The sequence below is a fragment of the Pedobacter sp. SYP-B3415 genome (genome assembly GCF_004138205.1).
GTDB lineage: Bacteria > Bacteroidota > Bacteroidia > Sphingobacteriales > Sphingobacteriaceae > Pedobacter.
The window spans coordinates 25,622-52,072 of the sequence record NZ_RXNQ01000005.1 but is presented as its reverse complement, the minus strand read 5'-3'; the positions used below and the strand labels follow the sequence as shown (position 1 = coordinate 52,072).

Sequence of the window (26,451 nt, the reverse complement as noted above, 5' to 3'; positions counted from 1 at the left end):
ATTGAGAATTATTCGTTCTAAAATTAGTTGATTAGCCCTGTATAAATTGCAATAGGCATAGCTGCGAAGAGCACAGAGATGATGATTGAATACCAAATGCCAACAGAAATGATAAGCTTCGCATATTTTTTATGATTCCATCCCATGGTCTGGAACGCAGATGCAAAGCCATGCAACAGGTGGTAACAAAGGGAAACCATAGATAATACGTATAACAAAACGATCCATGGATTCTGGAATGTTTCTACCATAACGGCAAACAGGTTTTCGCGGTTATTAACGTCATGCGTAGGGATACCGGTAAACCGTGAAACTACCCAGAAGTTTGCCAGGTGCACAATCAGGAAGATCAGCAGCAGGGTGCCGAGCAAACCCATTGAACGCGAATACCACTTGCTGTTTGCGCTGCCATTGTAGGCGGCATACTTTACCGGGCGTGCTTTCCGGTTCTCATACGTTAAACGGGCAGTCTGAACAATGTGAATGATCAGGCCTAAAAACAGCACGATCTCGCCTGCGCGGATAGGCCAGTTGCCAGCCATAAATTCTGCACCAAGGTTGAAGGTCTCACCACCGTCGTTCAGAAAAATCAGCGAGTTGATAAAACAGTGAACGATCAAAAATAAGATCAGGAACAGGCCCGTAATGCCTACGACTAATTTTTTTCCTATAGACGAGGAAAAAGCTTTTCCGAAACTACTCATTAGATGTACTTTAATTTCTTTTATTTGCAAAAGTATTTAATAATATGGCTTAATTGTGCTACCTGCAAGCCAAAAACACGATAAAGTCTTTATTTAGAAACATTCTAAAACTTAGCGCTTTTCTCATGCAAAAAAATCTGCTTTACGTGATCTTCGGTCTGTTCGCCGGCCTCTTCTTTTCATCCTGCAGCCCCTCTGAGGCACGATTTGATGTGTCGTCAAAACACTTTGGTCCCAACGGTACAATGGGAATATACCGGCCCGGCGAAAAGCGCGCACTGGCAGCGCTGAACCTGAACAATACAAAGCAACAACTCACGGTGCCCGGTGTTGAGGAGGGTTATTATCTGGTAGAGATCAGTAACGGACAAGCCCGGACAGACGCCGCGCAGTTTAGCCGTCATTTTATTTACCTGAAGGGAGGCAGTTACCAGGTAACTGCAGATACAGCCGCCGCTGCGCCATATCCGGTAACGGGCTCTGATGTTGCCGAACAACAGGAACTTACAGATTTTTACAAAATCAGCGAAAGCAAGATGTCGGTGTTGCGGGCCGATGTAGCTGCTGCACGTAAAAAAATGGAAAACACCATTTTTGACGACATCAGGCAGGTTACAGCAGAAGAAGAACGGCTGCGCCTGATGCTCGATGAGGGCGCCGTACAGGTCATTGCAGACTTCGCTTCGAAATACCCGGGCAGCATACACACGCCTTTTCTGTTAGACGACCTGGATGAAGCCACTAATTTCCCGAAACAGTATAAAACAATCCTGCTGGGTACAGATCAGTCGGTTCAGCAGGACAAACTGGCCATAAAACTTCTCAGGCAGGCTGAAGATGCACTCGGCATGATACCGGGGGCAAAAATGGCTGCTATTGCGGGCAAGACACCCGACGGACGCACGTTTGACCCTGCAACAGACCTGAAACGCCTTAATCTTATTATTGTCTGGGCCTCTTATGACAACCAGCTTAGGAAAAGACATCCGGAGCTTGTTCGCTTTTATCATGCATATAAAGGCCGCGGATTGCAGATCATTGGCGTTTCACTTGACAAGAACGAGAAATGGCGGCGAAGTGCAATAGATCACGATGCGCTTCCCTGGCCGCAGTTTTCAGATCTGATGGGTGCGCAGTCGCCAAATGCAAGCAAACTCAGCGGAATGATGCACCCCTACATGTTTCTTGTGGACCAGCAGGGTAAAATCATTCGCAGCAAACTTCTTCCCGAAGAGGCCATCAGCGAAGCAAAAAGCCGGCTGTAGTCAAAGCATCATGCAAACGTTTGTGTTTGATAGTGCATACTGCTTTCGCCGAAAACATGCAATTTTGATGCAACAGCTTTAACCGGCGGTGTGTATATGTGCGCTGCTATGCTAAGGGCATTGCGTCAAAATGCGTATATTGCTCTTGATTAACCGAACATCCTGATGCGCCAGAAACCTGCTACAATTAAAGAGATAGCGAAGAAGTTGAGCATTTCAATTTCTACCGTATCGCGGGCACTCCATGACCATCCCAGTATCGGGTTAATTACCCGGCAAAAGGTAAAACGAATGGCCGAGGAGATGCACTACGAGCCTAATCAAACGGCCATCCTGTTCCAGAAGGGTAAAACGTACACCATCGGGGTCATTCTACCTGAGCTTTCAGAGGCTTTTTTTTCTTCAGCCATCAGTGCAATCGAGGATGTGGCGAATAAGCGCAACTATAATGTGCTGCTTGCACAATCGCACGATGACCAGGAAAAAGAGAAGCAACTTGTAGAAAAGATGAAAAATCACCGCGTCGACGGGCTTCTGGTCTCGGTTGCCAAAACAACTGCGTCTTTTGAGCATTTCGACATGCTGAAGCGCTACAATATACCGGTCGTTTTTTTTGACCGCGTGCCGCCGCTGAAAGATATTCATTATGTAGCCTGCAATATGGAGACAGGCAGTATTGAAGCCGTCAATTTTTTACTGAAGAAAGGCCATCGTACCATCGGTATGATCAATGGCCCGGGTACGCTGGCGGCCAGCGGCCAGCGGAAGGAAGGTTATATAAAAGCTATGCTGAAGAACAGGCTCAAATTTGATCCTTCCCTGATTGTAAGCTGCGATCTGACCGAAGAAGGTACAATTCAGGCCCTGAACGGCCTGCTCGAAAATAAACGCAAGCCAACAGCGATCGTTACATTCAATGACTACGTGTCGCTGTACGCCATCAGGCATGCAAGAAAACTGGGGATTGACCTGAATACCGAACTTGAGTTTGTAAGTTATGCAAATCTTCCGATCATTAATTTCATGGACCATAGTCCGATTGCTTCCGTAGAACAGTTTCCTTATATACAGGGCCAGCGCGCTGCAGACATCCTTTTCGATCTGCTGAACAGCAACAATGATGAAGAGCAGACAGCCTTTTATAAGATCACTATAGAATCGCAGCTGGTGATGTCGCCGGTCAAAACGCAGGCGGCCGGATAACACGCAAGTCAACCCTTAAGCGATACTGTTTTTTGAGCCGAAAATCGGGCAAACGTTTGTGTAAGGATTTGCACAGTGATTTGCATATGTTTGAAATTCAGTAAACCGGCAATCTATAATGATCGAGCACATCATTCGTCAATTTGGCTTTTCACCAGAGCGGTTCGCGATCCAGAAAATCGGGTCGGGATTAATCAACCATACATGGAAAGTCTTTAATGACGACGAGGCGTATATCCTTCAGCGTATTAACAGCCAGGTGTTCAGGCATCCTGAAGAGATTTCTGAAAACCTTCGCAAAATTGCCGGTTATCTGAAACAGCGTCATCCCTCGTATCTGTTTGTTTCACCCCTTATTTTACCCGACGGCACTTCACTTCTGCACACGCCCGAAAATGAGCATTTCCGGCTGTTTCCCTTTATCAGAGACTCAATTACACTGCTGACGGTTGAAAATGAAAGCGAGGCTTACGAAGCTGCAAGTCAGTTCGGACGTTTTACCCGTCTGCTGAAAGATTTTCCGGTAGACAGGCTGGCCATCACATTGCCGGATTTTCACAATCTTGCACTTCGTTCACAGCAATTTGAAAGCGCCCGCGAAACGGCAGCTGAAGAGCGTTTGTCGACGGCTTTACACCTGACAGAGAAAGCACTGAAGTATCAGGGTATTTCGGCGCGTTACAGCGAGTTGATGGCGAGCGGCGTTTTGCCGAAACGTGTTATTCATCACGATACAAAGATCAGTAACGTACTTTTTAATGACCGCCGGAAGGGGCTTTGCGTTATTGATCTTGATACGGTTATGCCGGGATACTTCATCAGTGACGTTGGCGATATGATGCGTACCTACCTTTCTCCGGCCAATGAGGAAAGTGAGAACTATGACAGCATAACTGTGCGAACGCCTTTTTTTAAGGCGATCGTGGCAGGTTACCTTGCAGAGATGGGAGAGGTACTGATGCCAGAAGAAAAGCAGCTGTTCGTTTATTCCGGAAAATTCATGATTTACATGCAGGCGATCCGTTTTCTGACAGATTACCTGAATGGCGACAAGTATTATGGGGCCGCATATCCGGCACACAATCTGGTACGCGCGGGTAATCAGTTTACACTGCTCGAGCGCTATATGGAAAAGGAAACGATGTTTGAGCAGATTGCCCAGGACCTGTGTTATGCAGGAATCCAGTCATAATAACTACCCCTGAAGTAACAATAAAAGCCCGGCCCGCAAGGCCGGGTTTGTTTATTACGTATAAAAGATGGTTCAGGCCCTCGCGACCGGAACCATCACAATTATAACCAAACATGCCTGGAAACAGGCAATACGTTAAAAACCGCTATCGTCAAGTGCGAACGTATTCTTACGGTTTTTCCACTTACCCTTTGTAAAGTCGGGAAAGTCCTGAGGTTTGTTTCCTTCTTTCAGCGATTGTGTAGAAAGTGGCATAATGACACTCATTGTTACTGAATCATAAACATCAATCGGGGTTTGTTTTTTCTGTTTAACAGACAGGATAAATGCATTAAAGACATACCAGTCCATACCACCATGGCCCGCACCTTCCGCTTCTTTCGAATACTTTTTCCAAAGAGGGTGGTCATACTTCTCGAACCATTCTTTAACAGGTTCCCAGGTATCATATTTTGGCGATTTGCCGTCTATATAAAGCGATTTGTTTACGTCCATCCACAAACCTTTTGTTCCCTGAACGCGGAAACCGATCGAGTAAGGGCGCGGCAGGTGGGTGTCATGCGATAACAGGACCGTTTCACCATTTGCACAATTGATAAGCGTCGTTGTTACATCGCCATTCTTGTAGTTAATCTTCGCATTCGGATGCCCGGGAGACTGCTCTTCAACATATGCCGCAAGCCCGCGGGCCTTAGAGCTGAAAGATACCAGGTTGGTAAACCGGTTTCCGCGGTTGATATCCGCATATTGCATAAGCGGACCTACACCGTGTGTGGGGTATAGATCGCCATCCTGGTCAATGTTAAATTGGGTACGCCATTGTGCTTCGCTAATGGCCTTCGGACCAAATTCGACACCGCCGCCATAATATTTTTTTCCGTCATTGAATAAAACATTGCGCAGGTTGTGCTGATAGCCCCCCTCAAGATGAACAAGTTCGCCAAAAAGCCCCTGTCTGACCATGTTTAACACTGCCATCACATCCCTGCGGTAGCAGACATTCTCAAGGGTCATATAAGGCATACCCGTTTTTTCAGAAGTCTTGACAATATCCCAGTGCTCATCGACGGTAAGCCCGGCTATAACTTCGCAGCCTACGTATTTACCAGCCTTCATGGCATCTACCGATTGCTGGTGATGAAACTGCCAGGGAGTAGAGATGATCACGGCGTCGATGTCTTTGCGTTCGATAAGTTTCTTATAGGCATCAAGTCCGCCGGTGTACTCCTTAGCCGCTGGCCGGCCTTTTTTCGCGATAAAATTACGGCAGATTTTTAAGGAGCTCTCCTGTATGTCGCAGATGGCCACGATCTCGACATCGTCCCGGAGACAACCCTCACTGATGTGGCTCATGCCCCTGGCACCTACGCCAATATAACCCAGGCGGACGTTGCCGTCTGCTGCAGCAAAGAGGCTGCCCGAAGGCATGATGGTAAAACCTGCTGAAGCCATTGCGCCGCTTTTAAGAAAATCTCTTCTTTCCATGCTTGTAGTTTGTATGTTAACCGTTGGTTCGGTAAGTGAAAGTAAAGATAGATTTACAAAAAGAGTCCCCGCTCAGGCACGTATTTCAGCGCAAACGTTTGTTTGCAGTTTAAAGTGAAAAGTTGAAAGTGAAAAGTTCTGGACGCAGAACCCCCTCGATGAGACCAAAGAAAATGGAAAAAGGATGAAAGACCGCGGCGCCCAACCGATCAATGGGATTAAAGAGAAAAGAACAAGGATGAAAAGACTATGGCGCAGAACGTCTTAATGGGATTAAAGAAAATAATGATCGAACCCCGAGCCTCGAATCGTTGTTATCCGGTAAAACTCACAGAACAAAATAAAATCCTTTTGAACATTACCAGCAGCATTTGCCTGAGTTTTCTAAATCAAGCCCTCCTGTATTCTATGTCGGTGGGTTTTACGTACAGGCCTTGGTTTTGATGAGGGTTTTGCCTGATTGCTGCCACTAATAGGTGCGGACCGGCCTTGTATCTTCTCGCCGCAGAAAAGTATTAAAAGTCTTGCACTGTTCTAAGGAGGTCGGGAAGAACCAAGGAGGGGAACCAGCCCGGAACAGAATGGTGCAGGGGCAATCCGGGCCTTTTCCCGCCGCCGTGGGACTTTTGATGCTTTTATGCAAGAAGAGATACACAGCCGGAGCGGTTTGTTCGTCTCTTGTATGTTGTTTTTAATGGTACGAACGCTTTCGGCTATGCCTCAGGTGCTTCTTTTCCAAGAAAAAGAAGGAGCCCCCGCGGCGGTGAGCGGTCCGATACCACAGTTTCATATATGTTGAAACCGAAGGGCTATAGACTTTGGCAAGACTTTCACCGGACAACGATGACTTAAAGTAAAAAGTTGAAAGTTCAAAGCCCAGGGTGGCAAACCCCTCAATGAGATTAAAGAAAAAAGAACCAGGATGAAAGACCGCGGCGCCCAACCGATCAATGGGATTAAAGAGAAAAGAACAAGGATGAAACGACCGTCCGTCCACCCTCAATACGAATAACCGGTCGAGGGGTTTTTGCGCTGTCGCTGTCTCAGGACTCATATCTTACCTCTCACATTTATGCAATTGCGCACCGTCTTAATACGAACTACGAATACCTATATAATATTGAATGCAAAAAAAAGCAAGACTGTTGGGCCTTGCTTCTGTTTCATTAAGATCTGTATCTCTAAAAAAGTTCCTGCAGATCGCGGTCTACCGTAGGGATCTTTTTCAGGAAGTCGTCAAACCCTGATCCGGCATGGTCACTGTACGTGCCGTATGCGTCAAGGATATAACCTATCGTTCCTTCGTTATCTTCAACAAGATAAATTACTGAGTTGTCAGCAGGGTCAGAGTCGCCCTCGAACCTGAAATTTTTTATGATCTTCAGATCTTCCGGTTTATATATTTTATTGAGTCCGACTCCTTGCATACGCCCGTGATCAGACATCTTGATCTCATTATCATAACCTTTTTGTCTTAACCGTTCCAAGACCTGGCTTAGTGTAGTCATTTCTAATGAATGTTCCATAGGTGCTTCCTCGTTTAGTGGTATAGTTGCTGATTAAACAAGTACCTGAATAAATAGTTTGGGTATTTTTACCGGCGGGGGGCTGCGCCCGATGCAAAACCAAAGCAGCGGCTGATTGTTGTTACGACAAACACTTAAAGATTAGACTATGAAAAAGTACCTGTTGTTTGCGCTGTTCGTCAGCCTCGGACTGGCTTCGTGCGACAAAAAAGACAAGGAGGTGGCCAGAGCAACCCTGAGCAAAACGAGCGATGGATCGAGCGTAATCGGCGTTGCTAAATTTTTTGATGCCGGCGACGGGAAGTTCAAAATGTACCTGCGCTTTGATTTTGCTGAAAGGGCAGACAGCACGATTGCGGTGCATTTCCATGAACACGGCGACTGCGGTAATATGGGCGAAAATGCACACGGGCATTGGAATCCTACCAAAGAGGAGCATGGAAAATGGGGATCGGCTGCTTACCATTCAGGCGATATAGGCAACATTGACCTTGATTCAAAAGGACAGGGCGAAATTACCGTTACCACAGACCGCTGGAGTATTGCTGACGGCGATGCAAAAAGTATCATCGGCAGAGGTATCATCGTACATGGCGGAACGGATGATTACAAGACGCAACCAACCGGCAACTCAGGCCCGCGTATTGGCTGCGGCGTAATTGAGGCTGTAAAATAATTTTGCCAGCCCTGTGGAATCTGGCTATGTCCTGCCATCCTGTCTTAAACTTAGAACTTATGGCAACTCTCCAGATTCCGCAAGGCAGCAAGGCTGCCGGCAGGCGAACTCAGAAACATGCGCCGGTAACAGATCTGACCGCAATGGTAGACCTGGCCTTCCTGCTTATTACCTTTTTTATGCTAACCACAAGTTTATCCCGCTTTCAGGCCATGGATGTTGCCCGACCTGTTCCGGAAGCTGGCCGGGCCGATTATCCTGCCTCAAGAACACTGACCCTGATACTGGGCAGACGGGACGGTATTCTGTGGTACATGGGTGAAACAGGCAAAAGCACAGCCGGTACGGCAAGTTTTAAATCAATCCGCACGGTACTCCTCAAAAACAAGCAGAGGCTGCTGGACAAACAAAAAGACCTGATCGTAATTGTCAAGCCCTCAGACGGCGCACGTTATGCAAACCTGGTTGATGTACTTGACGAGTTGAAAATAACAGGCGTTAAAACGTATGTCATAGATGATGCCGACAATTCCCTGGCGGCATCAGAGAAAGAAGAGCTCCGCAAAAGGAAACTGATATAAATAAAAAAGCGCTGGTCAGTCCAGCGCTTTTTTTCTTTACAGTCCGAAGGCTGTTTTTACCTGATCAACGAAGTCCAGCTTCTCCCAGGTAAACAATTCTACCTCGACCGAAACTTCTTCGCCGCCCGGGCTTCTGAAAGTTTTAGTTACAGTTTCCGGCTTACGACCCATGTGTCCGTATGCTGCGGTTTCGCTATAAATCGGGTTTCTTAATTTAAGGCGTTGCTCAATGAAATAAGGGCGCATGTCGAATATATCAGACACAATCTGCGCAATCTCGCCGTCAGATTTCTCAACCTTTGCCGTACCATATGTATTGATATAAATACCCATTGGCTTGGCAACACCGATAGCATAACTCACCTGTACCAGGACTTCGTCCGCTACACCGGCAGCTACGAGGTTTTTAGCTATATGACGCGTTGCATAGGCAGCAGAACGGTCTACTTTTGACGGGTCTTTACCTGAGAATGCACCACCACCGTGCGCTCCTTTTCCACCGTAGGTGTCTACAATGATTTTTCTGCCGGTCAGGCCGGTGTCGCCATGCGGACCGCCGATGACAAATTTCCCGGTCGGATTGATGTGATATTCGATCTGATCATTGAACAGGTGTGCATACTGCGGGTACTTGCCAATAATGCGCGGAATAAGGATCGCGACAAGATCTTTTTTGATGCGCTCAAGCATGGCCGCCTCTTCATCAAAATCATCATGCTGTGTAGAAATAACAATGGCATCAATGCGGTGCGGTTTATTATTGTCATCATACTCCAGTGTCACCTGCGATTTCGCATCCGGACGCAGGTAAGTAATTTCTTTATTTTCCCGTCTGAGCGCCGCCAGTTCCTGTAACAATTTGTGCGAAAGGTCAAGTGCCAAAGGCATGTAATCGTCGGTTTCGTTGGTGGCGTAACCAAACATCATGCCCTGGTCGCCCGCTCCCTGGTCCTCCTTGCTGCTGCGGTCAACACCCTGGTTAATGTCTTGCGACTGCTCATGAATGGCTGAAAGAATGCCGCATGAGTTGGCCTCAAACATGTATTCGCTTTTGGTATACCCGATTTTACGGATCACATCGCGGGCAATCTGTTGTACGTCGAGATATGTTTTTGATTTCACTTCGCCGGCAAGAATTACCTGCCCGGTTGTTACGAGCGTCTCACAGGCAACCTTTGAATCTGCATCAAAAGCCAGGAAATTATCGATCAGTGCATCTGAAATCTGGTCGGCGATTTTATCAGGGTGTCCTTCAGAAACGGACTCTGATGTGAAAAAATAAGACATTTTAAATAATTAAATTTTGAAATCTAAACAATTAATTAAAATGGGTGTTGATCCTGGAAAACAGGCTGTAAATAGAAGTGAAGATAAATTAGCACTTTTTTTTACGTGGTTGCAATCCGGCCATTTTCATGGTTTGAGCAAATCAGTCCACTTTAACGCGACAAAGTTAAGTTATTTTTTATTTTAAATCCCGTTTTTGAAAAGTAAAAAAGCCGAGAAGGCGTTGCTGCAGACACCGTTCATGATGAAGATTGAAAAATTATAGATTATTTTGCAAAACCAGTTCAGATCAGCGTGCAGAAGCGTACTAATATCCTGTTCATTATAAATCCTATCTCGGGCGGTACCCGTAAATCGCGCGTACCGGCACTCATTGACCGTTACCTTGATAAGGGCAGGTACAATCCGAATTTCCGTTTTACTGAATCGCGGGGGCATGCAGCCGAACTCGCAGATGAAGCCCTGAGAAAACAGTTTGACATTGTGGTTGCTGTAGGCGGCGACGGTACCATTAATGAGGTTGCCGGAAAGGTGCTGGAGCACGGAAAGACGCTAGGTATTATTGCGCTCGGATCAGGTAACGGCCTGGCCCGCTTTTTAAACATTCCGCTCGATCCGAAAAAGGCCATTCAAAACCTGAACAATGGCCAGACGCTTGACATTGATACGGCCGTATTCAATGACCGTGTATTTTTTAATATGGCCGGTATGGGGTTCGATGCGCATTTGAGCTCTGTGTTTGCCGAAGAAAAAGGCAGGGGACTGCTGGGATACCTGAGACAGGGCCTGGCAGAAATTGGCGGCTATGAATCCCGGCATTACCGGATCACCGTAGATGGAAAATCTTATGTACGGGAGGCCTTTGCCATCAGCATTGCCAATTCATCTCAATATGGCAACAACGTATTTATTGCACCGCATGCATCCGTAACCGATGGAAAGCTTGAAGTGTGTATCATCAAGCCCTTTCCATTACGGCGCCTGCCCGAAATAGCCTGGGTCATGCTGAGGAAACAGGCCCATCGCTCTGATCTCATCGAGATCATCAGCGGGCAGGAGATCCTGATCGAACGCGATCGCGATGCGGCCGTGCATATTGATGGCGAGCCACTTTATATGGGCAAAGACCTTCATATTAAGGTTAAGCCCGCATCATTAAAAATTATTGTGCCTCCCTATACCTTATAATATATATAGCGAACTTTGTTTTCATGAAACCAAAAAAGAACAGCCTTAGCGACCTCGGCGGCATCATGTATTCTACCGATCCCGATTTTACCTTCGACGCACCAGAAGCAGAAGGGACGCCGGCCAATAACCAGCAGGACCTTCGCGTGCAGCTTGACAGGAAAAACCGCGGCGGCAAGGCGGTTACACTGATCACCGGTTTCAGAGGCACAGACCAGGACCTGCAGGCCTTGGGTAAACTGCTGAAAAGTAAATGCGGCGTAGGTGGCTCGGCCAAAGACGGTGAGATCATTGTTCAGGGCGACTTTCGCGATAAGGTGCTGCAGATCCTGCATGATCAGGGCTTCAAAGCCAAAAAAGCCGGTGGCTGATCACCCTTCATTAATCGTTTTACTATTCTGATATTCAGGTCGTTACGGCATAGTGTAATTGCCACAATAAGTTAAAAAAGCAGGAAATATAGCGGCTCATTCGCAACGAATCTGTTACCTTTGCGCTACTAACTTATTATTCATCTCATGACGAAAGCCAAAGTAACAGGGCCGGATTTAAGCAACTTAAATCTGAACCCCGGAGCTGTCTATTACCAATTGAGCCCTGCCGAACTGATCGAAGCTGCGCTCAAAAGAAACGAAGGAACGCTGGCCGATTCGGGCGCCCTTGCCATAGATACGGGCACTTTTACCGGTCGTTCGCCAAAAGATCGCTTTATTGTTTCAGATGACCTGACCAGAGACCTGGTTTGGTGGAGCGATATCAACATCGCTTTTGACGGGGAAAAGGCCGATCGTCTTTTTGCAAGACTGATTGATTACCTTGAAAACAAGACTGTATTTGTGCGTGATGCTTTTGCCTGCGCTGATGCGCAGTTCCGTTTAGGCATCCGGGTAATTACCGAGACCGCGTATCAGAATCTGTTTGCCTATAATATGTTTCTCCGTCCGGAGGACAATGAATCCATCAAGCCCGAATGGACCATTGTTGCTGCACCCGGCTTTATGGCCGACCCTGAGCGCGACGGAACCCGGCAATCAAACTTTTCAATCATCGATTTTACGAAGAAACGGATCATGATCGGTGGTACGGGTTATACCGGCGAGATTAAAAAGGGTGTATTTTCTGTGTTAAACTTCCTGCTTCCGGTAGAGAAGAACATTTTGTCTATGCATTGTTCAGCCAATACCGGACAAAACGGCGATACCGCGCTTTTTTTCGGATTGTCAGGGACGGGAAAAACAACACTTTCTGCAGATGCAGACCGTGCGCTGATCGGCGATGATGAGCACGGCTGGTCAGAACACGGCGTGTTTAATTTCGAAGGAGGCTGTTATGCCAAATGCATCAACCTTTCGGCCGAAAATGAACCGCAGATTTTTGGCGCCATTCGTTTCGGCTCGCTCCTTGAAAATATAAACTATTTTCCCGGTACCCGCCAGGTAGACTATACGAACATCGAAAAAACGGAGAATACCCGGGTGGCCTATCCGATTCATTATATAAATAATGCGGCTATGCCATCGGTAGCCCCGCTGCCGAAACATATCTTTTTTCTTACTGCAGATGCGTTTGGTGTCTTGCCGCCCATATCAAAGCTGGATGCGGGGCAGGCCATGTTCCATTTTATTTCAGGGTATACAGCAAAAGTGGCCGGAACCGAAGCAGGTATACTGGAGCCTCAGGCAACATTTTCTGCTTGTTATGGCAAGGCTTTCCTGCCGCTGCACCCGGTGACCTATGCAAAACTTCTCGGAGAAAAAATGGAGGCGCAGGGTGTGTCGGCCTGGCTCATTAATACCGGCTGGTCTGGCGGGCCGTATGGAACGGGCAGCCGCATGAAACTCGCCTATACAAGGGCTATGATCCGCGCTGTCATGCAGGGCGCGCTGGAAGACGTAGGTTTTGACGTACATCCTGTGTTCGGTCTGCGAATGCCTGTCAGTTGTCCCGGCGTGCCGCCTGAACTTCTTAACCCGGTAATGACCTGGCAGGACGCCGGCGCATATGAACAGAAAGCCCATGAGCTTGCAGAAGCTTTCATAGCGAATTTCAAACAGTTTGAAGATGTTGCAGGGGCTGATCTGGCTAAAGTCATGCAGGCTCCGGCAGCGGAACGGGCAAGCTGAGCGAGGTTCGGGAAAGAAACGTTAAACTGACGTGCAAGGGGCGCAATTGTAAAAATGTGCTTATATAAGCGCTAAATGCGGTTTAAACAGGTTTTTTTTATGCAAAAATTTGCAAATCATTTATTTTTTAGTTTTTATTGTGAAAGAATTGTCTCCCCAAGAGGCAATTTTTTGTTAGTACACCTCGCTAAGTCAGGGATATGTTTAAGATGACGGATGAATGAATTTGTGTGGAGAGAGCGGTCAGAGGGTCTCTTTGTAATTTAATTTGTAATTTAAACCAAAATTTTAAATTTGTTTCCGCAACAAAACAAGCTGGGCTGACGTTGTGTATTACCAATCCACTATTTAAAAAAATAAAAAAACAAAAACTAAAAACTAAAAATTAAAAAAATGGCAAACGCACCAAAACCTACAACAGTTAAAAAAGAGAGCTCTTCGGCCTCTAATTTATTTGCTACTTTGGTTATTCCTATCTGTATTATCATTGGGGTTCTCCTCTTTAAATTCGTACTTGGCGCTCCTGAACACTTCATTGACAACAACCCGGAAAATTTGCCAAAAACTGGTGACTACTTCGGAATGGCTTATAAAGGTGGATTCATCGTTCCGATCCTGATCGGTCTGTTACTTATGGTAATCGTTTTCTCTGTTGAGCGGTTTATCGTTATTGGTAAAGCTTCAGGAAAAGGTAACCTGGACTCATTCGTAAGAAAAGTTCAAAGCAACCTGAGCACCAACAACATCGAAGCTGCAATGGCTGAGTGCGATAAACAACAAGGTTCTGTTGCGAACGTAATCAAATCAGGTCTTAAAAAATACCGTGAAGTTGAAGCCGATACCAACCTGGATGTTGAGCAATCAGTTGTAGCGATCCAGAAAGACATCGAAGAAGCAACTTCACTTGAAATGCCTATGCTTGAGCAAAACCTTACTGTAATTGCAACCCTGGTATCAATCGGTACACTGATGGGTCTGTTGGGTACGGTAACAGGTATGATCCGTGCATTTGCCGGTCTTGCTAACTCAGGTGCTCCTGACCAGGCTGCACTTGCAACAGGTATCTCTGAGGCCCTTGTAAATACTGCAACCGGTATCTCTACTTCGACCCTGGCCATTATCATGTACAACATCTTTACTTCGAAGATCGACAAACTGACTTATGCCATTGACGAAGCTGGTTTCAGCATCGTGCAGACTTATGCTTCTACGCATAAATAATCATTAGTGTAAAAAAAGTTTTGCCGGGTTTATGGAAAACCGGTTAAAAGAACATCATTCATTCAAAACACTAACAAGTTTATATTATGCCAAGAGTTAAAATACCAAGAAAGAGTACGGCGATAGACATGACCGCAATGTGCGACGTGGCTTTCCTCCTGCTTACTTTCTTCATCCTGACGGCAACGTCAAGGCAGCCAGAACCCTTGGAAGTATCTACACCTTCATCGACTATCATTACCAAAGTTCCCGATGCAGACATCGCTTTGTTAACGATTGGTCAGGGAAAAGTTTTCTTTGAAGTTGCAGGTACAAAGATCCGTAAACGTACGCTTCAATTAATGGGCGAGAAATACGGCATCAAATTTACACCGCAAGAGGAAGAGCGTTTTTCAGTGATTTCTTCATTTGGTGTACCAATGGGTAACCTGAAACAGTTTATCAATATGGATGGCGAGCAACGCAAAAAGTCTGGTATCCAATCAGGAATTCCGACTGATTCTGTTGACAACCAGCTATATAACTGGATCTATCAGTCAAGGGTTGCTGTTAAGGAAATCGATAATACTGATATGCGTATCAGTATTAAAGGAGATGCTAAAGAAGAGTATCCTGCGGTCAGAAAGATCGTAGACATTCTTCAGAAGCAGAAAATGAATAAGTTTAGTTTAATTACCTCGGCTGAAGGAAGCCCTAAAGAATAAGAAGATGGCAGAATTAAATACCGGCGGCGGCGGCGGTGGTAAAGGCGGCAAGGTAAGAAGTAAGAAACAGTCAACCCGTGTAGATTTAACTGCAATGGTGGATCTGGCCTTCCTTCTGATTACCTTCTTCATGCTCACCACTACCCTGTCTAAGCCACAGGCCATGGACGTGGCCAAGCCTGACAAAGACGAGAAGAATGATACCAAGCTTGAGCTTCGTGCCTCAACAGCCATGACGATTCTTCTCGGTAAAAACGACAAGATTGCCTGGTACATGGGCGAAGCGGGAAAATCTGAGCCTAACATTGTGGGCTTCGGAGACATCCGCCAGGCGCTTCTCGACAACAAAAAGAAGGTTACTGATATGTACGGCAACGACCCGAAGAGACAGCTGACCGTAGTGATCAAACCAACTGAAGGTGCAAACTACAAAAACTTTGTAGACATCATGGACGAGTTGGCCATTGCCAAAATTAAAACTGCACCGGCGATCGATGACGATCCTAAAAACCTTCTTGAAGGTGAAAAGGACTTCATGAAAAAAGCAGGTATTTTATAACAAAAAATAACATAAAGCTATGTTTGGTTCGAAGTTAGATATTTTCAAGAGAGAGTGGCTGGATGTTGTGTTTGCTACAAAGAATAAGAGTTATGGAGCTTACGAGCTGCGTAAAACGAATGCTGCCAACACAACCAAGTCCCTGCTCTTCGCTTCAGCCGCATTTGTCCTGCTGTTTTTCGCTCCGAAGATCTATTCACTGATCAAAGGTTCGTTGCCAGAAGACGATGAAGTGCTAAAGCAAACAGAAGTGGTTGTGGCGCCGCCACCACCCGTAAACCCGGAGACACCTCCGCCGCCACCGGTAGAGCCTCCGCCTCCAAGAACAGACCAGGTGAAGTTCCCGCCGCCCGTTGTTAAACCCGACGAGCAGGTGCGTGACGAAGAGCCGCCAACTGTCGAGGATTTAAAGAAAGCCGATCCTGGTCAGAAAACCATTGCCGGTGACCCTACCGCTGATGTGAACATCAATGTTCCTGTTGGCGAAGGTCCGAAACAGGCTGCGGTTGTAGAAGATAACACGGTATATGCCTTCTCGTCCATCGAGAAAAACCCGGAATATCCGGGAGGCCTGCCTGCCTTCTATAAGTACCTGGGCGATGCGATCAAATATCCGCCGCAGGCGTCTGAGCAGAATATCCAGGGTAAAGTGAATATGTCTTTCGTAGTGGAAAAAGACGGATCACTGACCGATATCAAGGTTGTCAAAGGCCTTGGTTATGGTACCGATCAGGAAGCTATCCGGGTATTAAAAGCAAGTAGAAAATGGATTCCTGGAATCCAGAATGGTAAACCGGTACGTGTAAGTTATAACATTGCCATTTCCTTCACACTGGGGAACTAAAAAATATGTTCAAAAACAATCCATTCAAGCAGAAATCGCCCCAAAAGCGATTTCTGCTCATTTTAGGCCTTGCCATGTTCGCCTTTTACCTGGTGATGGGCGTGTATGTAATCATGTGGACCGACTTCCCGTGGCGCCTGCAGCCTCACTGGCGCATATCACTTGGTGTTTTGCTGATCGTATATGCATTTATCCGTTTTACACGCTTAATGAGTACAAATGATGAATAGATTGTCTTTTTCCTTTTTGGTGTTACTTGGCCTGGCCACAGGTTGTAACAACGCCCCCGAAAAAAAAGGTACGGAAGCGAAGGAAGTTGCTGAAACGCGTACATCCGGTTCGGTAAAAATCCTCGTAGATGAAACCTTTCTTCCTATAGTGAACGACCAGATCGAGGTGTTTAAAAGTGATTATCCTGACGCGACCATCACAACGGTACCCGGCTATGAAAATCAAATTCTGCCGACGTTTCTGAATGATAGTGTCCGCGTTATTGTCCTTTCCAGGATGCTTACACCGGATGAAGCGAAATACTACACCCGACGCAGCATCAGGGTCAGCACCTCCCGTTTTGCCATTGACGGGATTGCATTGATTACACATCAGGACAATAAAGACTCGACCATCAGCGTTAATGATGTAAAGGAGATTCTGAGGGGGAATCAACCGGCCAAACAACTCGTATTCGACAATCCGTATTCGTCAACTTTACGTTATTTCAAAGAAATGGCAGGAGTGAAAGAACTGCCTGAAAAAGGTGTCTACACACTGCAATCAAACAAGGACGTGATAAAGTATGTCACTGAGCATGCGGGTGCAATTGGTGTAGTCGGTGTAAACTGGTTGTCTGATCAGAATACAGCGGCTGAATCGCTGGCCCGTATCAAGACGCTTGCAGTGAGGTCTGAGAAGGACAAGGCTTATTATAAGCCTACGCAGGAGAGTCTCATGAGCGGCATGTATCCTTTTCTCAGAAATATTTACATTATCAACTGTGAAGGCCGCGAAGGTTTAGGCACAGGTTTTGCAAACTGGCTATTGAGTCAGCGCGGACAGATCATCGTGTTGAAATCGGGTTTGGGACCGCATAAATTAAACCCCAGGACGATTAATTTGACAAAAAGTACCAACTAAATTTTATATTTGAAGAAGAGCAAGGTCAAACTTGCCGTGAAACCACTAAAAAAACAATTTTTGAACCATGAAAATGATTAAGAAAGTAACCTTAAGTGTAGGTTTAGTATTCGCAGGTTCAGCAATTTATGCTCAAAACATAGAGGATGCTAAAAAAGCCATTGATGCTGAGCAGTATCAAAAGGCTGCATCAATGCTGAAATCGCTTGTGAAGGCTAAAAGCGGGGATGGAGAGAATTACTTTTACCTGGGACAGGTTTACCTGGCACAGGACTATCCGGATTCTGCCCGTGCTGTGTTTCAGCAAGGGGTAGCAGCCGACGCAAAGTTTGCGCTTAACTATGTAGGTCTTGGCCAGTCAGACCTGCGTGCAAACAATGCCGCTTCAGCTAAAACAAATTTTGACAAGGCTATTGACCTTGGAAAAAAAGATTACAATACCTACCTGGAAATTGGCCGTGCTTACGTAGCACAGGATAAGCCAGATTACAAAGCCGCTTTGCCGGTTCTGCAGAAAGCAGACGAGCTTGACTCGAAAGACAAAGACCCGCGTACGTTCGTTTCCCTGGGTGATTTTTACGCAAAACAACGTAATAACAACGAAGCTCTGGGCCCGTACATGCGTGCTGAAGGTATGGACGAAAAACAGTTCCGCGCAAAAGTACAGATCGGTAAGATGTACAAGGAAGCGCGTGCATGGCAGGAAGCAGAAGCCAAATTAAAAGAGGTTGTTGCAGCTGATGCCAACTACGGCCCTGCATACCGCGAACTTGCCGAGCTTTACCTGCAATGGGGTAATTTCGGTGCTGATGCCGAAAAAACCAAACAGGCACTTGATAACTATAGAAAATATCTTGACCTGACAGATAAATCTTTTGACTCACGTCTGCGTTATGCACAGTTCCTTACATATGCCCGTGACTATGCTACACTGGGTCAGGAAGCAACAGCGCTGGCTGGCATGATCAAAGCAGATAACCCTAAGTTGCTGGTGTTGAACCGTCTTAAAGGTTATTCTGCTTATGAGAACAAACAATATCCGGAGGCGCTGAAATCAATGACTGATTTCTTTGCGCAGGCAAAAGATACCTCACGTATTGTCGGACAGGATTATGTTTACCTTGGTAAATCGAAACTGAAATCAGGCGACACAACTGGTATTGCAGACATCATGAGAGGTGTTGCAAAGGACACGACTGTTGCTGAGTCATTGGAAGAGCTTGCTGATACCTTCCGTGTACAGAAAAAATATGACAAGGCAGCTCAGATGTATGCAACAACTGTTAAATACAACCCAAGAGGTAAAAATGCTGTAACAAATTATTTTTGGGTTGGAGCAATGCGTTATCTCCAGTCTTATACAGCTCAGGCTGCTAAACAACCTTTAAACCGAGAACTGCTGGTTGAAGGAGATTCGGCACTTGCACGTGTGAACCGGGTAGCACCTGACTTCGAACTGGCATATATCTACCGTGCGCGCATAGCGAACATGCTTGATGATAAAGCTGCACCAAAAGGTTTGTCAGCTCCTATTTTCGAAAAATTCGTCAATCTGGTAACTGTAGAGAAAGCAGACAAAGCAGCTAAGAACAAAGCTTATCTTGCTGAGGCTTACGAGAATCTTGCTGACTGGTATGCATTGTCAGACAAAGCAAAAGCGATAGATTATTTGAAAAAGGCATTGGAAATGAATCCAAACAGTAACTACGCTACAGCTAAACTGCAGGAACTTCAGGGTCCACCGGCAGGTGCGGCAAAGCCGAAGAAAAAATAATCCAGCATTGGATGTTAAGAGCCAGGACCTTGTTCCTGGCTTTTTTGTTTACCGGCTGGTGTTGCATTCCGGCTATTTTCTGTTATTTTTGCTTCAAAATCAAAAGACATGCAGGCACAAAGCGCACCCTTAGATTTCTTACCTATTTTGTTCCAGGTCATTGTTGCGCTTGGTTTCGTTGTGACCACACTGGTAGCGACGCACTTTCTCGGCCCCAAAAGGAAAACGTCTGATAAACTCGAAACCTTTGAGGCTGGTATCAAGTCGGTAGGAAATGCCCGGTCACCTTTTTCTATTAAATATTTTGTGGTTGCCATTCTGTTCGTCCTTTTTGATGTCGAGGTCATATTCATGTATCCATGGGCTGTGAACTTCCGTACACTGGGTATGAACGGCATGATTGAGATGTTCATTTTTATGGGAACATTACTCCTCGGATTTATCTATGTCCTGAAGAAAAAAGTGCTCGACTGGGACTAAGCGCGTATCCGCTGAAACTGCTTTAAACGAGTCTTCGCACAGTAATTTCAGTTATTTAGACTGTTTCTAAATCATGGCCGATTGGGCCAGATGCCTTGAAAATATCGTAGATTTGTTGCTCATTCTGTGTAAGGAATGGGCATTTTTCTTTTATTGACATGAGTGATATTAAGATAGTTGATGCGCCTCCCGGGGTAGAGGGTTCTGGCTTCTTTGCCACCTCTTTAGATAAAGTGATCGGGCTTGCGAGGTCGCACTCCTTATGGCCTTTGCCTTTTGCAACATCCTGCTGCGGCATCGAATTTATGGCAACCATGGGGTCGCACTATGACTTCGGCCGTTTTGGCGCCGAGCGCCTTAGTTTCTCGCCCCGCCAGGCAGACCTGCTGATGGTTATGGGTACCATTGCGAAAAAGATGGGGCCGGTTCTGAAACAGGTTTATCTGCAGATGGCAGAGCCGCGTTGGGTCATGGCTGTAGGCGCCTGCGCGAGCAGCGGCGGTATCTTCGATACCTATTCTGTTTTGCAGGGTATAGATGAGATTATCCCGGTTGACGTATATGTGCCAGGATGCCCGCCAAGACCTGAAGGTATTCTGGATGGTTTCCAGAAAATCCAGGAACTTGTAAAGAATGAATCGTTAAGAAGAAGAAATTCTCCACAGTATAAAGATCTGCTGGCGCAATACGGTATTCAATAATGGAAGAAACAACTGTTAACCACGAACTGCTTCAGCAATTAAGCACCAGGTTTGGTGAGCGCATTACCTCTGTCACAGAACCATACGGCCTGCTGACATTTGAAACCGGAAAAGATTCGGTTATTGATGTGCTTGGTTATTTAAAAAATGATCTTGGTTTTTCATTTCTGACAGACATAACGGCTGTTCACTACCCTGAAAAGCAACATGGCCTCGCAGTTGTCTACCACCTCCACAATATGGTGAAGCGGTTGCGTATCCGGCTGAAGGTTTTTTTATCAGAAGATAAAGCGGTGATTCCTTCTGCAACGGTGCTTTGGAATGGTGCAAACTGGATGGAGCGTGAAACCTACGACTTTTTTGGAATTCGCTTCGAAGGACATCCGGATCTCCGGAGAATATTAAATATGGATGAGCTGGGCGTATTTCCTATGCTCAAACAATACCCGCTGGAAGATCCAAACCGGGTAGATAAAAAGGACGAGTACTTTGGCCGCTAAGCCTGGCCTGTACTTGTAATTGGCAGACAAACAAACTCAGGTGAATTGAGGATGAATATAAATCAGAACCATCCGTTACTGACAGACAATGATCCGCAGGAAGAGCTGGTGACCCTTAATCTTGGTCCGACGCACCCCGCCACGCATGGTGTCTTTCAGAATGTGCTTCAGCTCGACGGCGAGCGTATTGTCAGTGGAGTATCAACGATCGGATACATTCACCGCGCATTTGAAAAGATCGCGGAGCACAGACCATTTTACCAGATCACACCGCTTACTGACCGGTTAAACTACTGCTCATCGCCTATAAACAATATGGGCTGGCACATGACCGTTGAGAAGCTGCTGAATATAAAACTTCCGAAACGCGTAGATTATCTTCGTGTAATCGTGATGGAGCTTTCGCGTATAGCCGACCACATTATCTGTAACACGATCATAGGTCAGGATACCGGCGCAACCACCACCTTTCTCTACCTGTTTCAGTTCCGTGAACATATTTACGAGATATTTGAAGAGGTATGCGGTGCGCGCCTGACAACAAATATCGGCAGGATCGGTGGTTTCGAACGTGATTTTAATGCCATTGCATTTGCCAAGATTCGGAAGTTCCTTAAAGAGTTTCCTGATGCGCTGCGTGAGTTTGAAAAACTACTGAACCGCAACCGCATTTTTATAGACCGTACAGCAGGTGTGGCTCGGGTATCTGCCGAGCAGGCGCTTGATTACAGCTGGACCGGGCCCTTACTGCGTGCAACGGGTGTTGATTACGATGTTCGTGTCAGCGAGCCTTACTCTTCGTATGAGGAATTTGACTTCGAGGTACCTGTAGGGACGAGCGGCGATATTTACGACCGTTTCCTGGTACGGAATGAAGAAATGTGGCAAAGTGTACGCCTTATTACCCAGGCCCTGGACAAAATTGAGAAGGAACCTAAGGGGATTTTTCATGCTGACGTACCTGAGTTCTATCTTCCTGCCAAAGAAGAAGTCTACAACAATATGGAGGCGCTTATCTATCACTTTAAAATTGTGATGGGTGAAATTGATGCTCCGCGTGCAGAAGTTTACCATGCGGTAGAAGGCGGAAACGGCGAACTGGGTTTTTACCTGATCAATGATGGCGGACGCACGCCTTACCGACTGCATTTCCGCAGACCGAGTTTTATCAACTACCAGATGTTTGCACCGATGAGCAAAGGAATGTTGCTCTCAGATGCCATCATCAATATGAGTAGCATGAACATAATTGCAGGAGAATTAGATGCTTAAAGTAGAAGAACACAGCCCTGTAACTTTCTCTGCAGACCTGATCAGCAGGTTTGACGAGATCGTGTCCCGCTATCCGCAAGGCAAACAGAAATCAGCACTGCTGCCCGTTCTGCATCTTGTACAGGCCGAGTATGGCTGGTTAAGCACGCAGGCTATGGATAAGGTTGCCGAATACCTGTTCATCCAACCGATTGAGGTTTATGAGGTAGCTTCGTTTTACACCATGTATTTTTTAAAACCGCAGGGCAAGTTTATGCTCGAGGTTTGCCGTACCGGACCATGCTGTCTGGTGGGCGCAGAAAAGATTCTTAACCACCTGGAAAACAAACTTGGCGTGAAAGAAGGGGAAGTTACCCCTGATGGCCTGTTTAGTTTCCGGGGTGTTGAATGTCTGGCAGCCTGTGGTTACGGACCTGTTTTACAGATCGGCCCGGAGTACACATTTTATGAAAACCTGACCACAGAAAGTGTGGATCAGCTGATTGAAGATTTAAAGAACAAGAGTTGAAGAAAGGACCTGCAGCAGGCGTAGCCTGTGGCATTTCCAAATCTGACAGCATATGAGCCGTAAATTATTACTCGAACACATCAACGTACCTGGCATTGCCGGGCTGGATGTATACAGGCAGAAAGGCGGGTACCGTGCGGTAGAAAAGGCGCTGAAAACCCTTACACCAGACGAGGTGGTCGAAGAGGTGAAAAAGTCTGGACTTCGCGGAAGGGGCGGCGCTGGTTTCCCGACCGGAATGAAATGGAGTTTCCTGGCCAAACCGGAAGGTGTTGCACGCTACCTGGTTTGCAATGCAGACGAATCTGAGCCCGGAACTTTTAAGGACCGTTACCTCATGACGCACATTCCCCATGCGCTGATCGAGGGAATGATTGTTTCGAGTTATGCGCTGGGGGCCAATGCATCTTACATTTATGTTCGCGGCGAAATGATGCCGCAAATCCGCATTCTTGAAAGAGCAATAGCAGAAGCTAAAGCAGCAGGTTTTCTTGGAAACAACATTCTCGGCACCGGCTACAACCTGGAACTTTATGTGCAGCCGGGCGGTGGCGCATATATTTGCGGTGAGGAAACAGCACTGCTCGAGTCATTGGAGGGAAAACGCGGTAATCCAAGAATTAAACCGCCCTTTCCTGCAATTGCGGGCCTTTATGGCTGTCCGACGGTTGTCAATAACGTAGAATCAATTGCAGCGACCGTGCCGATCATCAATGACGGCGGCGAGGAGTATGCGAAAATCGGCATTGGCCGCAGTACGGGAACCAAACTGATCTCCGCATCAGGAAACCTGGTACGCCCGGGTGTATATGAAATCGAACTGGGTCTTCCGGTTGAAGAATTTATTTATTCAGATGAATATTGCGGCGGTATTGCCAATGGCAAACGCCTGAAAGCTACTGTTGCAGGTGGCTCGTCGGTGCCGATCCTGCCCGCAAATCTGTCGCTGAAACTGGCTAATGGCGAGCCGCGCCTGATGAGTTACGAATCATTGGCCGAAGGCGGCTTTGCTACCGGCACCATGCTTGGTTCAGGCGGTTTCATTGCTTTTGACGAAGACCAGTGTATTGTACGCAACACCTGGAACTTCTCAAGATTTTATCATCATGAAAGCTGTGGCCAATGCTCGCCATGCCGTGAAGGTACGGGCTGGCTTGAAAAAGTGTTGCACAGACTTGAATATGGCCATGGCAAGATGAGCGACATTGATCTGCTTGTCGATGTAGCCAAAAAAATTGAAGGTAATACCATTTGCCCGTTGGGCGATGCTGCTGCCTGGCCGGTTGGCAGTGCGATCAGGCATTTCCGCGACGAGTTCGAATGGCATGTAAAAGAGCCGGTTAAGAGTCAGTCAGTAAATTATGGTCTGGCAGATTATGCTAAACCGATTGAAAAGGTTGCAGAGGTAAAGACCGGGGAATAATTGAACATCCGCCCTAAAGGGCACGAAGATAACTATCATTTGATATGAGTGATAATAAAGTGAAGGTTACGATAGACGGGATTACCGTCGAAGTGGAGAACGGAACAACGATCCTGAATGCTGCAAGGCAGATCGGGGGCGATATCGTTCCGCCGGCCATGTGTTATTATTCCAAGCTGAAAGGCAGCGGTGGAAAATGCCGTACCTGCATCGTGAAGGTAAGCAAGGGCTCAGAGAAAGACCCGCGTCCTATGCCGAAGCTCGTTGCTTCCTGCCGCACTACGGTGATGGACGGCATGGAGGTACAGAACATTACATCGCCCGAGGTACTCGAGGCACGCGCCGGTGTTGTTGAGATCCTTCTGATCAACCACCCGCTTGATTGTCCGGTTTGCGACCAGGCCGGTGAGTGTGATCTTCAGGACCTTGGTTATGAACATGGCCTGCAGAAAACCCGTTATGAGTTCGAGCGCCGCACCTTTGAGCGCATTGATATTGGTGATAAGATCCAGCTGCACATGAACCGCTGTATTCTTTGTTACCGCTGCGTGTATACCGCCGACCAGCTTACTGACGGCCGTGTGCATGGCGTACTTAACCGCGGAGACCATTCAGAGATCTCTACATACATTGAACAGGCCATAGACAATGATTTCTCAGGAAACGTAATCGATGTTTGTCCGGTAGGTGCATTGACTGACAGAACTTTCCGTTTCAAGAACCGTGTATGGTTTACAAAGCCGGTCGATGCCCATCGCGACTGTCCGACCTGCTCCGGTAAAGTAACCTTATGGTACAAAGGACCAGATGTACTTCGCGTAACGGCCCGGAAAGACCAGTTTGGCGAAGTTGAAGAGTTTATCTGTAATACCTGCCGGTTCGAGACAAAAAACACCTCAGACTGGACAATCATCGAGCCGACAAAAATCAGCGACACTTCGGTTATCGCCGCAAACCACTACGAAACGCTCCGCCCGCTTCCGGTTATCAAAACCAACGAGCAATTGCGCGAGGCGAATAAAAAGGAACTTGAGAAAACCATAAAATACTAATGGACGCAGCTTTTGTCATAGAGAAATTTATCCTGGTAGCCGTTATTTTCGGCGTCAGCCTGCTCATTGCCATGTATTCAACTTACGCAGAACGTAAGGTTGCGGCATTCCTGCAAGACAGGCTTGGACCAGATCGTGCCGGTCCCTTCGGTATCCTTCAGCCACTGGCCGATGGTGTTAAAATGTTCATGAAGGAAGAAATTGTTCCGGCTACATCAAACAGGTGGCTGTTTATGGTCGGCCCCGGTCTGGCCATGCTTACAGCCTGTATTGCAAGTGCGGTAATTCCATGGGGCAGTCCGATAGCGATTGGCGACAGGGTAATTTCCTTGCAGGTAACGGATATCAATGTTGGTGTGCTTTATATTTTTGGTGTTGTATCTCTTGGTGTATATGGAGTCATGATCGGCGGCTGGGCCTCAAACAATAAATATTCATTGCTGAGCGCTATCCGTGCGGCATCGCAAAATATCAGTTATGAAATTGCCATGGGTTTGTCAATCATCGCCCTGCTTCTGCTTACCAATACGCTCAGTCTTAAAGAGATTGTAGCGCAGCAACATGGCTGGCACTGGAATGTACTTTATCAGCCGGTAGGCTTCCTGATTTTTATGGTTTGTGCATTTGCAGAAACAAACCGGGCGCCGTTTGACCTTCCTGAGTGTGAAACCGAGCTGATCGGGGGGTATCATACCGAATATTCATCCATGAAACTTGGCTTCTACCTTTTCGCCGAGTATATCAACATGTTTATTTCATCAGCCGTGATGGCAACACTATACTGGGGCGGTTACAATTACCCCGGCATGGATTACGTAGCAGCTACCCTTGGCACTACCTGGGCCCCGCTGATCGGCACCGCAGTATTTTTCCTGAAGATCTTTGCGTTTATCTTCTTCTTTATGTGGGTACGGTGGACCATTCCCCGTTTCCGCTATGACCAGCTGATGAACCTGGGTTGGAAGGGACTGATCCCGCTTGCCATTGCAAACATCATTGTAACGGGCGTTGTGATCGCGATTGTAGAGAAATTTTAATCGGCCGGAAGG

At 46.7% G+C, this 26,451-nt stretch carries 27 protein-coding genes; 23 read left to right on the top strand and 4 right to left on the bottom strand.

Translation table 11 applies throughout. The features are described 5' to 3' along the window. Nucleotides 1-23 precede the first annotated feature (23 nt). Nucleotides 24-704, bottom strand: coding sequence for a succinate dehydrogenase cytochrome b subunit (locus EJV45_RS03415; RefSeq protein ID WP_129714248.1), 681 nt, complete (start codon nucleotides 702-704; stop codon nucleotides 24-26). Between the two features lie 125 nt (nucleotides 705-829). Between EJV45_RS03415 and EJV45_RS03410 the strand changes: the two genes are divergently transcribed. The 3 genes from EJV45_RS03410 (at nucleotide 830) to EJV45_RS03400 (ending at nucleotide 4,364) form a co-directional block, all read left to right on the top strand. Beyond that, nucleotides 830-1,969 (top strand): TlpA disulfide reductase family protein, encoded by a 1,140-nt coding sequence (locus tag EJV45_RS03410; protein ID WP_129714247.1) that lies wholly within the window; start codon nucleotides 830-832, stop codon nucleotides 1,967-1,969. Nucleotides 1,970-2,134: 165 nt separating this feature from the next. Then, nucleotides 2,135-3,172: a LacI family DNA-binding transcriptional regulator gene (locus EJV45_RS03405; protein ID WP_129714246.1), complete on the top strand. Its 1,038-nt coding sequence runs from the start codon at nucleotides 2,135-2,137 to the stop codon at nucleotides 3,170-3,172. 118 nt (nucleotides 3,173-3,290) lie between these two features. Then, on the top strand, nucleotides 3,291-4,364 hold the full coding sequence (locus EJV45_RS03400; protein ID WP_129714245.1) for a phosphotransferase enzyme family protein: 1,074 nt from the start codon (nucleotides 3,291-3,293) through the stop codon (nucleotides 4,362-4,364). Nucleotides 4,365-4,499: 135 nt separating this feature from the next. On the opposite strand, the gene EJV45_RS03395 is transcribed toward EJV45_RS03400, so the two are convergent. After that, complete coding sequence (locus EJV45_RS03395) at nucleotides 4,500-5,849, bottom strand: Gfo/Idh/MocA family protein (protein WP_129714244.1); 1,350 nt, start codon at nucleotides 5,847-5,849, stop codon at nucleotides 4,500-4,502. A gap of 1,181 nt (nucleotides 5,850-7,030) precedes the next feature. After that, entirely contained in the window at nucleotides 7,031-7,375 is a 345-nt protein-coding gene (locus tag EJV45_RS03390) for a hypothetical protein (RefSeq protein ID WP_129714243.1), read from the bottom strand. Between the two features lie 148 nt (nucleotides 7,376-7,523). Between EJV45_RS03390 and EJV45_RS03385 the strand changes: the two genes are divergently transcribed. Continuing rightward, on the top strand, nucleotides 7,524-8,051 hold the full coding sequence (locus tag EJV45_RS03385; protein ID WP_129714242.1) for a superoxide dismutase family protein: 528 nt from the start codon (nucleotides 7,524-7,526) through the stop codon (nucleotides 8,049-8,051). A 59-nt stretch (nucleotides 8,052-8,110) separates the two neighbouring features. Further along, nucleotides 8,111-8,632: a biopolymer transporter ExbD gene (locus EJV45_RS03380; RefSeq protein WP_129714241.1), complete on the top strand. Its 522-nt coding sequence runs from the start codon at nucleotides 8,111-8,113 to the stop codon at nucleotides 8,630-8,632. Between the two features lie 36 nt (nucleotides 8,633-8,668). Here the strand turns inward: EJV45_RS03380 and metK are convergent, their stop codons facing one another. Then, complete coding sequence (gene metK / locus EJV45_RS03375) at nucleotides 8,669-9,919, bottom strand: methionine adenosyltransferase (RefSeq protein WP_129714240.1); 1,251 nt, start codon at nucleotides 9,917-9,919, stop codon at nucleotides 8,669-8,671. A 294-nt stretch (nucleotides 9,920-10,213) separates the two neighbouring features. Between metK and EJV45_RS03370 the strand changes: the two genes are divergently transcribed. From EJV45_RS03370 to nuoH, 18 genes are all read left to right on the top strand, one after another. Next, on the top strand, nucleotides 10,214-11,107 hold the full coding sequence (locus tag EJV45_RS03370; protein ID WP_240755182.1) for a diacylglycerol kinase family protein: 894 nt from the start codon (nucleotides 10,214-10,216) through the stop codon (nucleotides 11,105-11,107). Nucleotides 11,108-11,130: 23 nt separating this feature from the next. Continuing rightward, nucleotides 11,131-11,478 carry a translation initiation factor gene (locus EJV45_RS03365; protein ID WP_129714238.1) on the top strand — a complete coding sequence of 116 codons (348 nt, stop codon included), beginning with the start codon at nucleotides 11,131-11,133 and terminating at the stop codon, nucleotides 11,476-11,478. A gap of 147 nt (nucleotides 11,479-11,625) precedes the next feature. Next, nucleotides 11,626-13,230, top strand: a complete 1,605-nt coding sequence (gene pckA, locus EJV45_RS03360) for a phosphoenolpyruvate carboxykinase (ATP) (protein WP_129714237.1) — start codon at nucleotides 11,626-11,628, stop codon at nucleotides 13,228-13,230. 393 nt (nucleotides 13,231-13,623) lie between these two features. Then, the gene (locus EJV45_RS03355; protein WP_129714236.1) at nucleotides 13,624-14,451 is read left to right on the top strand and encodes a MotA/TolQ/ExbB proton channel family protein; all 828 of its coding nucleotides are present in this window, start codon (nucleotides 13,624-13,626) and stop codon (nucleotides 14,449-14,451) included. 86 nt (nucleotides 14,452-14,537) lie between these two features. Beyond that, complete coding sequence (locus EJV45_RS03350; protein ID WP_129714235.1) at nucleotides 14,538-15,155, top strand: biopolymer transporter ExbD; 618 nt, start codon at nucleotides 14,538-14,540, stop codon at nucleotides 15,153-15,155. A 4-nt stretch (nucleotides 15,156-15,159) separates the two neighbouring features. Beyond that, nucleotides 15,160-15,714, top strand: a complete 555-nt coding sequence (locus EJV45_RS03345; RefSeq protein WP_129714234.1) for a biopolymer transporter ExbD — start codon at nucleotides 15,160-15,162, stop codon at nucleotides 15,712-15,714. A 19-nt stretch (nucleotides 15,715-15,733) separates the two neighbouring features. Then, on the top strand, nucleotides 15,734-16,558 hold the full coding sequence (locus EJV45_RS03340; RefSeq protein WP_129714233.1) for an energy transducer TonB: 825 nt from the start codon (nucleotides 15,734-15,736) through the stop codon (nucleotides 16,556-16,558). Nucleotides 16,559-16,563: 5 nt separating this feature from the next. Next, nucleotides 16,564-16,788, top strand: coding sequence for a hypothetical protein (locus EJV45_RS03335; RefSeq protein WP_129714232.1), 225 nt, complete (start codon nucleotides 16,564-16,566; stop codon nucleotides 16,786-16,788). After that, nucleotides 16,778-17,692: a PstS family phosphate ABC transporter substrate-binding protein gene (locus tag EJV45_RS03330; protein WP_240755181.1), complete on the top strand. Its 915-nt coding sequence runs from the start codon at nucleotides 16,778-16,780 to the stop codon at nucleotides 17,690-17,692. Before EJV45_RS03335 ends, EJV45_RS03330 begins: the two co-directional genes overlap by 11 nt. A 73-nt stretch (nucleotides 17,693-17,765) precedes the next feature. Beyond that, the gene (locus EJV45_RS03325) at nucleotides 17,766-19,466 is read left to right on the top strand and encodes a lipopolysaccharide assembly protein LapB (protein WP_240755180.1); all 1,701 of its coding nucleotides are present in this window, start codon (nucleotides 17,766-17,768) and stop codon (nucleotides 19,464-19,466) included. Between the two features lie 108 nt (nucleotides 19,467-19,574). Then, entirely contained in the window at nucleotides 19,575-19,946 is a 372-nt protein-coding gene (locus EJV45_RS03320; RefSeq protein WP_129714230.1) for an NADH-quinone oxidoreductase subunit A, read from the top strand. A gap of 158 nt (nucleotides 19,947-20,104) precedes the next feature. Further along, nucleotides 20,105-20,647: an NADH-quinone oxidoreductase subunit B gene (locus EJV45_RS03315; RefSeq protein WP_129714229.1), complete on the top strand. Its 543-nt coding sequence runs from the start codon at nucleotides 20,105-20,107 to the stop codon at nucleotides 20,645-20,647. After that, nucleotides 20,647-21,147, top strand: coding sequence for an NADH-quinone oxidoreductase subunit C (locus EJV45_RS03310; protein WP_129714228.1), 501 nt, complete (start codon nucleotides 20,647-20,649; stop codon nucleotides 21,145-21,147). The genes EJV45_RS03315 and EJV45_RS03310 overlap by 1 nt, the downstream gene beginning before the upstream one ends. A gap of 51 nt (nucleotides 21,148-21,198) precedes the next feature. Further along, the gene (locus EJV45_RS03305; RefSeq protein WP_205942317.1) at nucleotides 21,199-22,419 is read left to right on the top strand and encodes an NADH-quinone oxidoreductase subunit D; all 1,221 of its coding nucleotides are present in this window, start codon (nucleotides 21,199-21,201) and stop codon (nucleotides 22,417-22,419) included. Next, nucleotides 22,412-22,927 carry an NAD(P)H-dependent oxidoreductase subunit E gene (nuoE, locus tag EJV45_RS03300; protein WP_129714227.1) on the top strand — a complete coding sequence of 172 codons (516 nt, stop codon included), beginning with the start codon at nucleotides 22,412-22,414 and terminating at the stop codon, nucleotides 22,925-22,927. Before EJV45_RS03305 ends, nuoE begins: the two co-directional genes overlap by 8 nt. Nucleotides 22,928-22,979: 52 nt before the next feature. Continuing rightward, nucleotides 22,980-24,350 (top strand): NADH-quinone oxidoreductase subunit NuoF, encoded by a 1,371-nt coding sequence (gene nuoF, locus EJV45_RS03295; protein WP_129714226.1) that lies wholly within the window; start codon nucleotides 22,980-22,982, stop codon nucleotides 24,348-24,350. Nucleotides 24,351-24,394: 44 nt separating this feature from the next. Next, nucleotides 24,395-25,402: a 2Fe-2S iron-sulfur cluster-binding protein gene (locus EJV45_RS03290; RefSeq protein ID WP_129714225.1), complete on the top strand. Its 1,008-nt coding sequence runs from the start codon at nucleotides 24,395-24,397 to the stop codon at nucleotides 25,400-25,402. Beyond that, nucleotides 25,402-26,439 carry an NADH-quinone oxidoreductase subunit NuoH gene (nuoH, locus tag EJV45_RS03285; protein ID WP_129714224.1) on the top strand — a complete coding sequence of 346 codons (1,038 nt, stop codon included), beginning with the start codon at nucleotides 25,402-25,404 and terminating at the stop codon, nucleotides 26,437-26,439. The genes EJV45_RS03290 and nuoH overlap by 1 nt, the downstream gene beginning before the upstream one ends. Nucleotides 26,440-26,451: the final 12 nt, after the last annotated feature.

Excerpts from the sequence above, each read along its gene's own strand:
- EJV45_RS03415 (WP_129714248.1), bottom strand. The coding sequence starts at position 704 with ATGAGTAGTTTCGGAAAAGCTTTTTCCTCGTCTATAGGAAAAAAATTA.
- EJV45_RS03410 (WP_129714247.1), top strand. The coding sequence starts at position 830 with ATGCAAAAAAATCTGCTTTACGTGATCTTCGGTCTGTTCGCCGGCCTC.
- EJV45_RS03405 (WP_129714246.1), top strand. The coding sequence starts at position 2,135 with ATGCGCCAGAAACCTGCTACAATTAAAGAGATAGCGAAGAAGTTGAGC.
- EJV45_RS03400 (WP_129714245.1), top strand. The coding sequence starts at position 3,291 with ATGATCGAGCACATCATTCGTCAATTTGGCTTTTCACCAGAGCGGTTC.
- EJV45_RS03395 (WP_129714244.1), bottom strand. The coding sequence starts at position 5,849 with ATGGAAAGAAGAGATTTTCTTAAAAGCGGCGCAATGGCTTCAGCAGGT.
- EJV45_RS03390 (WP_129714243.1), bottom strand. The coding sequence starts at position 7,375 with ATGGAACATTCATTAGAAATGACTACACTAAGCCAGGTCTTGGAACGG.
- EJV45_RS03385 (WP_129714242.1), top strand. The coding sequence starts at position 7,524 with ATGAAAAAGTACCTGTTGTTTGCGCTGTTCGTCAGCCTCGGACTGGCT.
- EJV45_RS03380 (WP_129714241.1), top strand. The coding sequence starts at position 8,111 with ATGGCAACTCTCCAGATTCCGCAAGGCAGCAAGGCTGCCGGCAGGCGA.
- metK (WP_129714240.1), bottom strand. The coding sequence starts at position 9,919 with ATGTCTTATTTTTTCACATCAGAGTCCGTTTCTGAAGGACACCCTGAT.
- EJV45_RS03365 (WP_129714238.1), top strand. The coding sequence starts at position 11,131 with ATGAAACCAAAAAAGAACAGCCTTAGCGACCTCGGCGGCATCATGTAT.
- pckA (WP_129714237.1), top strand. The coding sequence starts at position 11,626 with ATGACGAAAGCCAAAGTAACAGGGCCGGATTTAAGCAACTTAAATCTG.
- EJV45_RS03355 (WP_129714236.1), top strand. The coding sequence starts at position 13,624 with ATGGCAAACGCACCAAAACCTACAACAGTTAAAAAAGAGAGCTCTTCG.
- EJV45_RS03350 (WP_129714235.1), top strand. The coding sequence starts at position 14,538 with ATGCCAAGAGTTAAAATACCAAGAAAGAGTACGGCGATAGACATGACC.
- EJV45_RS03345 (WP_129714234.1), top strand. The coding sequence starts at position 15,160 with ATGGCAGAATTAAATACCGGCGGCGGCGGCGGTGGTAAAGGCGGCAAG.
- EJV45_RS03340 (WP_129714233.1), top strand. The coding sequence starts at position 15,734 with ATGTTTGGTTCGAAGTTAGATATTTTCAAGAGAGAGTGGCTGGATGTT.
- EJV45_RS03335 (WP_129714232.1), top strand. The coding sequence starts at position 16,564 with ATGTTCAAAAACAATCCATTCAAGCAGAAATCGCCCCAAAAGCGATTT.
- EJV45_RS03330 (WP_240755181.1), top strand. The coding sequence starts at position 16,778 with ATGATGAATAGATTGTCTTTTTCCTTTTTGGTGTTACTTGGCCTGGCC.
- EJV45_RS03325 (WP_240755180.1), top strand. The coding sequence starts at position 17,766 with ATGATTAAGAAAGTAACCTTAAGTGTAGGTTTAGTATTCGCAGGTTCA.
- EJV45_RS03320 (WP_129714230.1), top strand. The coding sequence starts at position 19,575 with ATGCAGGCACAAAGCGCACCCTTAGATTTCTTACCTATTTTGTTCCAG.
- EJV45_RS03315 (WP_129714229.1), top strand. The coding sequence starts at position 20,105 with ATGAGTGATATTAAGATAGTTGATGCGCCTCCCGGGGTAGAGGGTTCT.
- EJV45_RS03310 (WP_129714228.1), top strand. The coding sequence starts at position 20,647 with ATGGAAGAAACAACTGTTAACCACGAACTGCTTCAGCAATTAAGCACC.
- EJV45_RS03305 (WP_205942317.1), top strand. The coding sequence starts at position 21,199 with ATGAATATAAATCAGAACCATCCGTTACTGACAGACAATGATCCGCAG.
- nuoE (WP_129714227.1), top strand. The coding sequence starts at position 22,412 with ATGCTTAAAGTAGAAGAACACAGCCCTGTAACTTTCTCTGCAGACCTG.
- nuoF (WP_129714226.1), top strand. The coding sequence starts at position 22,980 with ATGAGCCGTAAATTATTACTCGAACACATCAACGTACCTGGCATTGCC.
- EJV45_RS03290 (WP_129714225.1), top strand. The coding sequence starts at position 24,395 with ATGAGTGATAATAAAGTGAAGGTTACGATAGACGGGATTACCGTCGAA.
- nuoH (WP_129714224.1), top strand. The coding sequence starts at position 25,402 with ATGGACGCAGCTTTTGTCATAGAGAAATTTATCCTGGTAGCCGTTATT.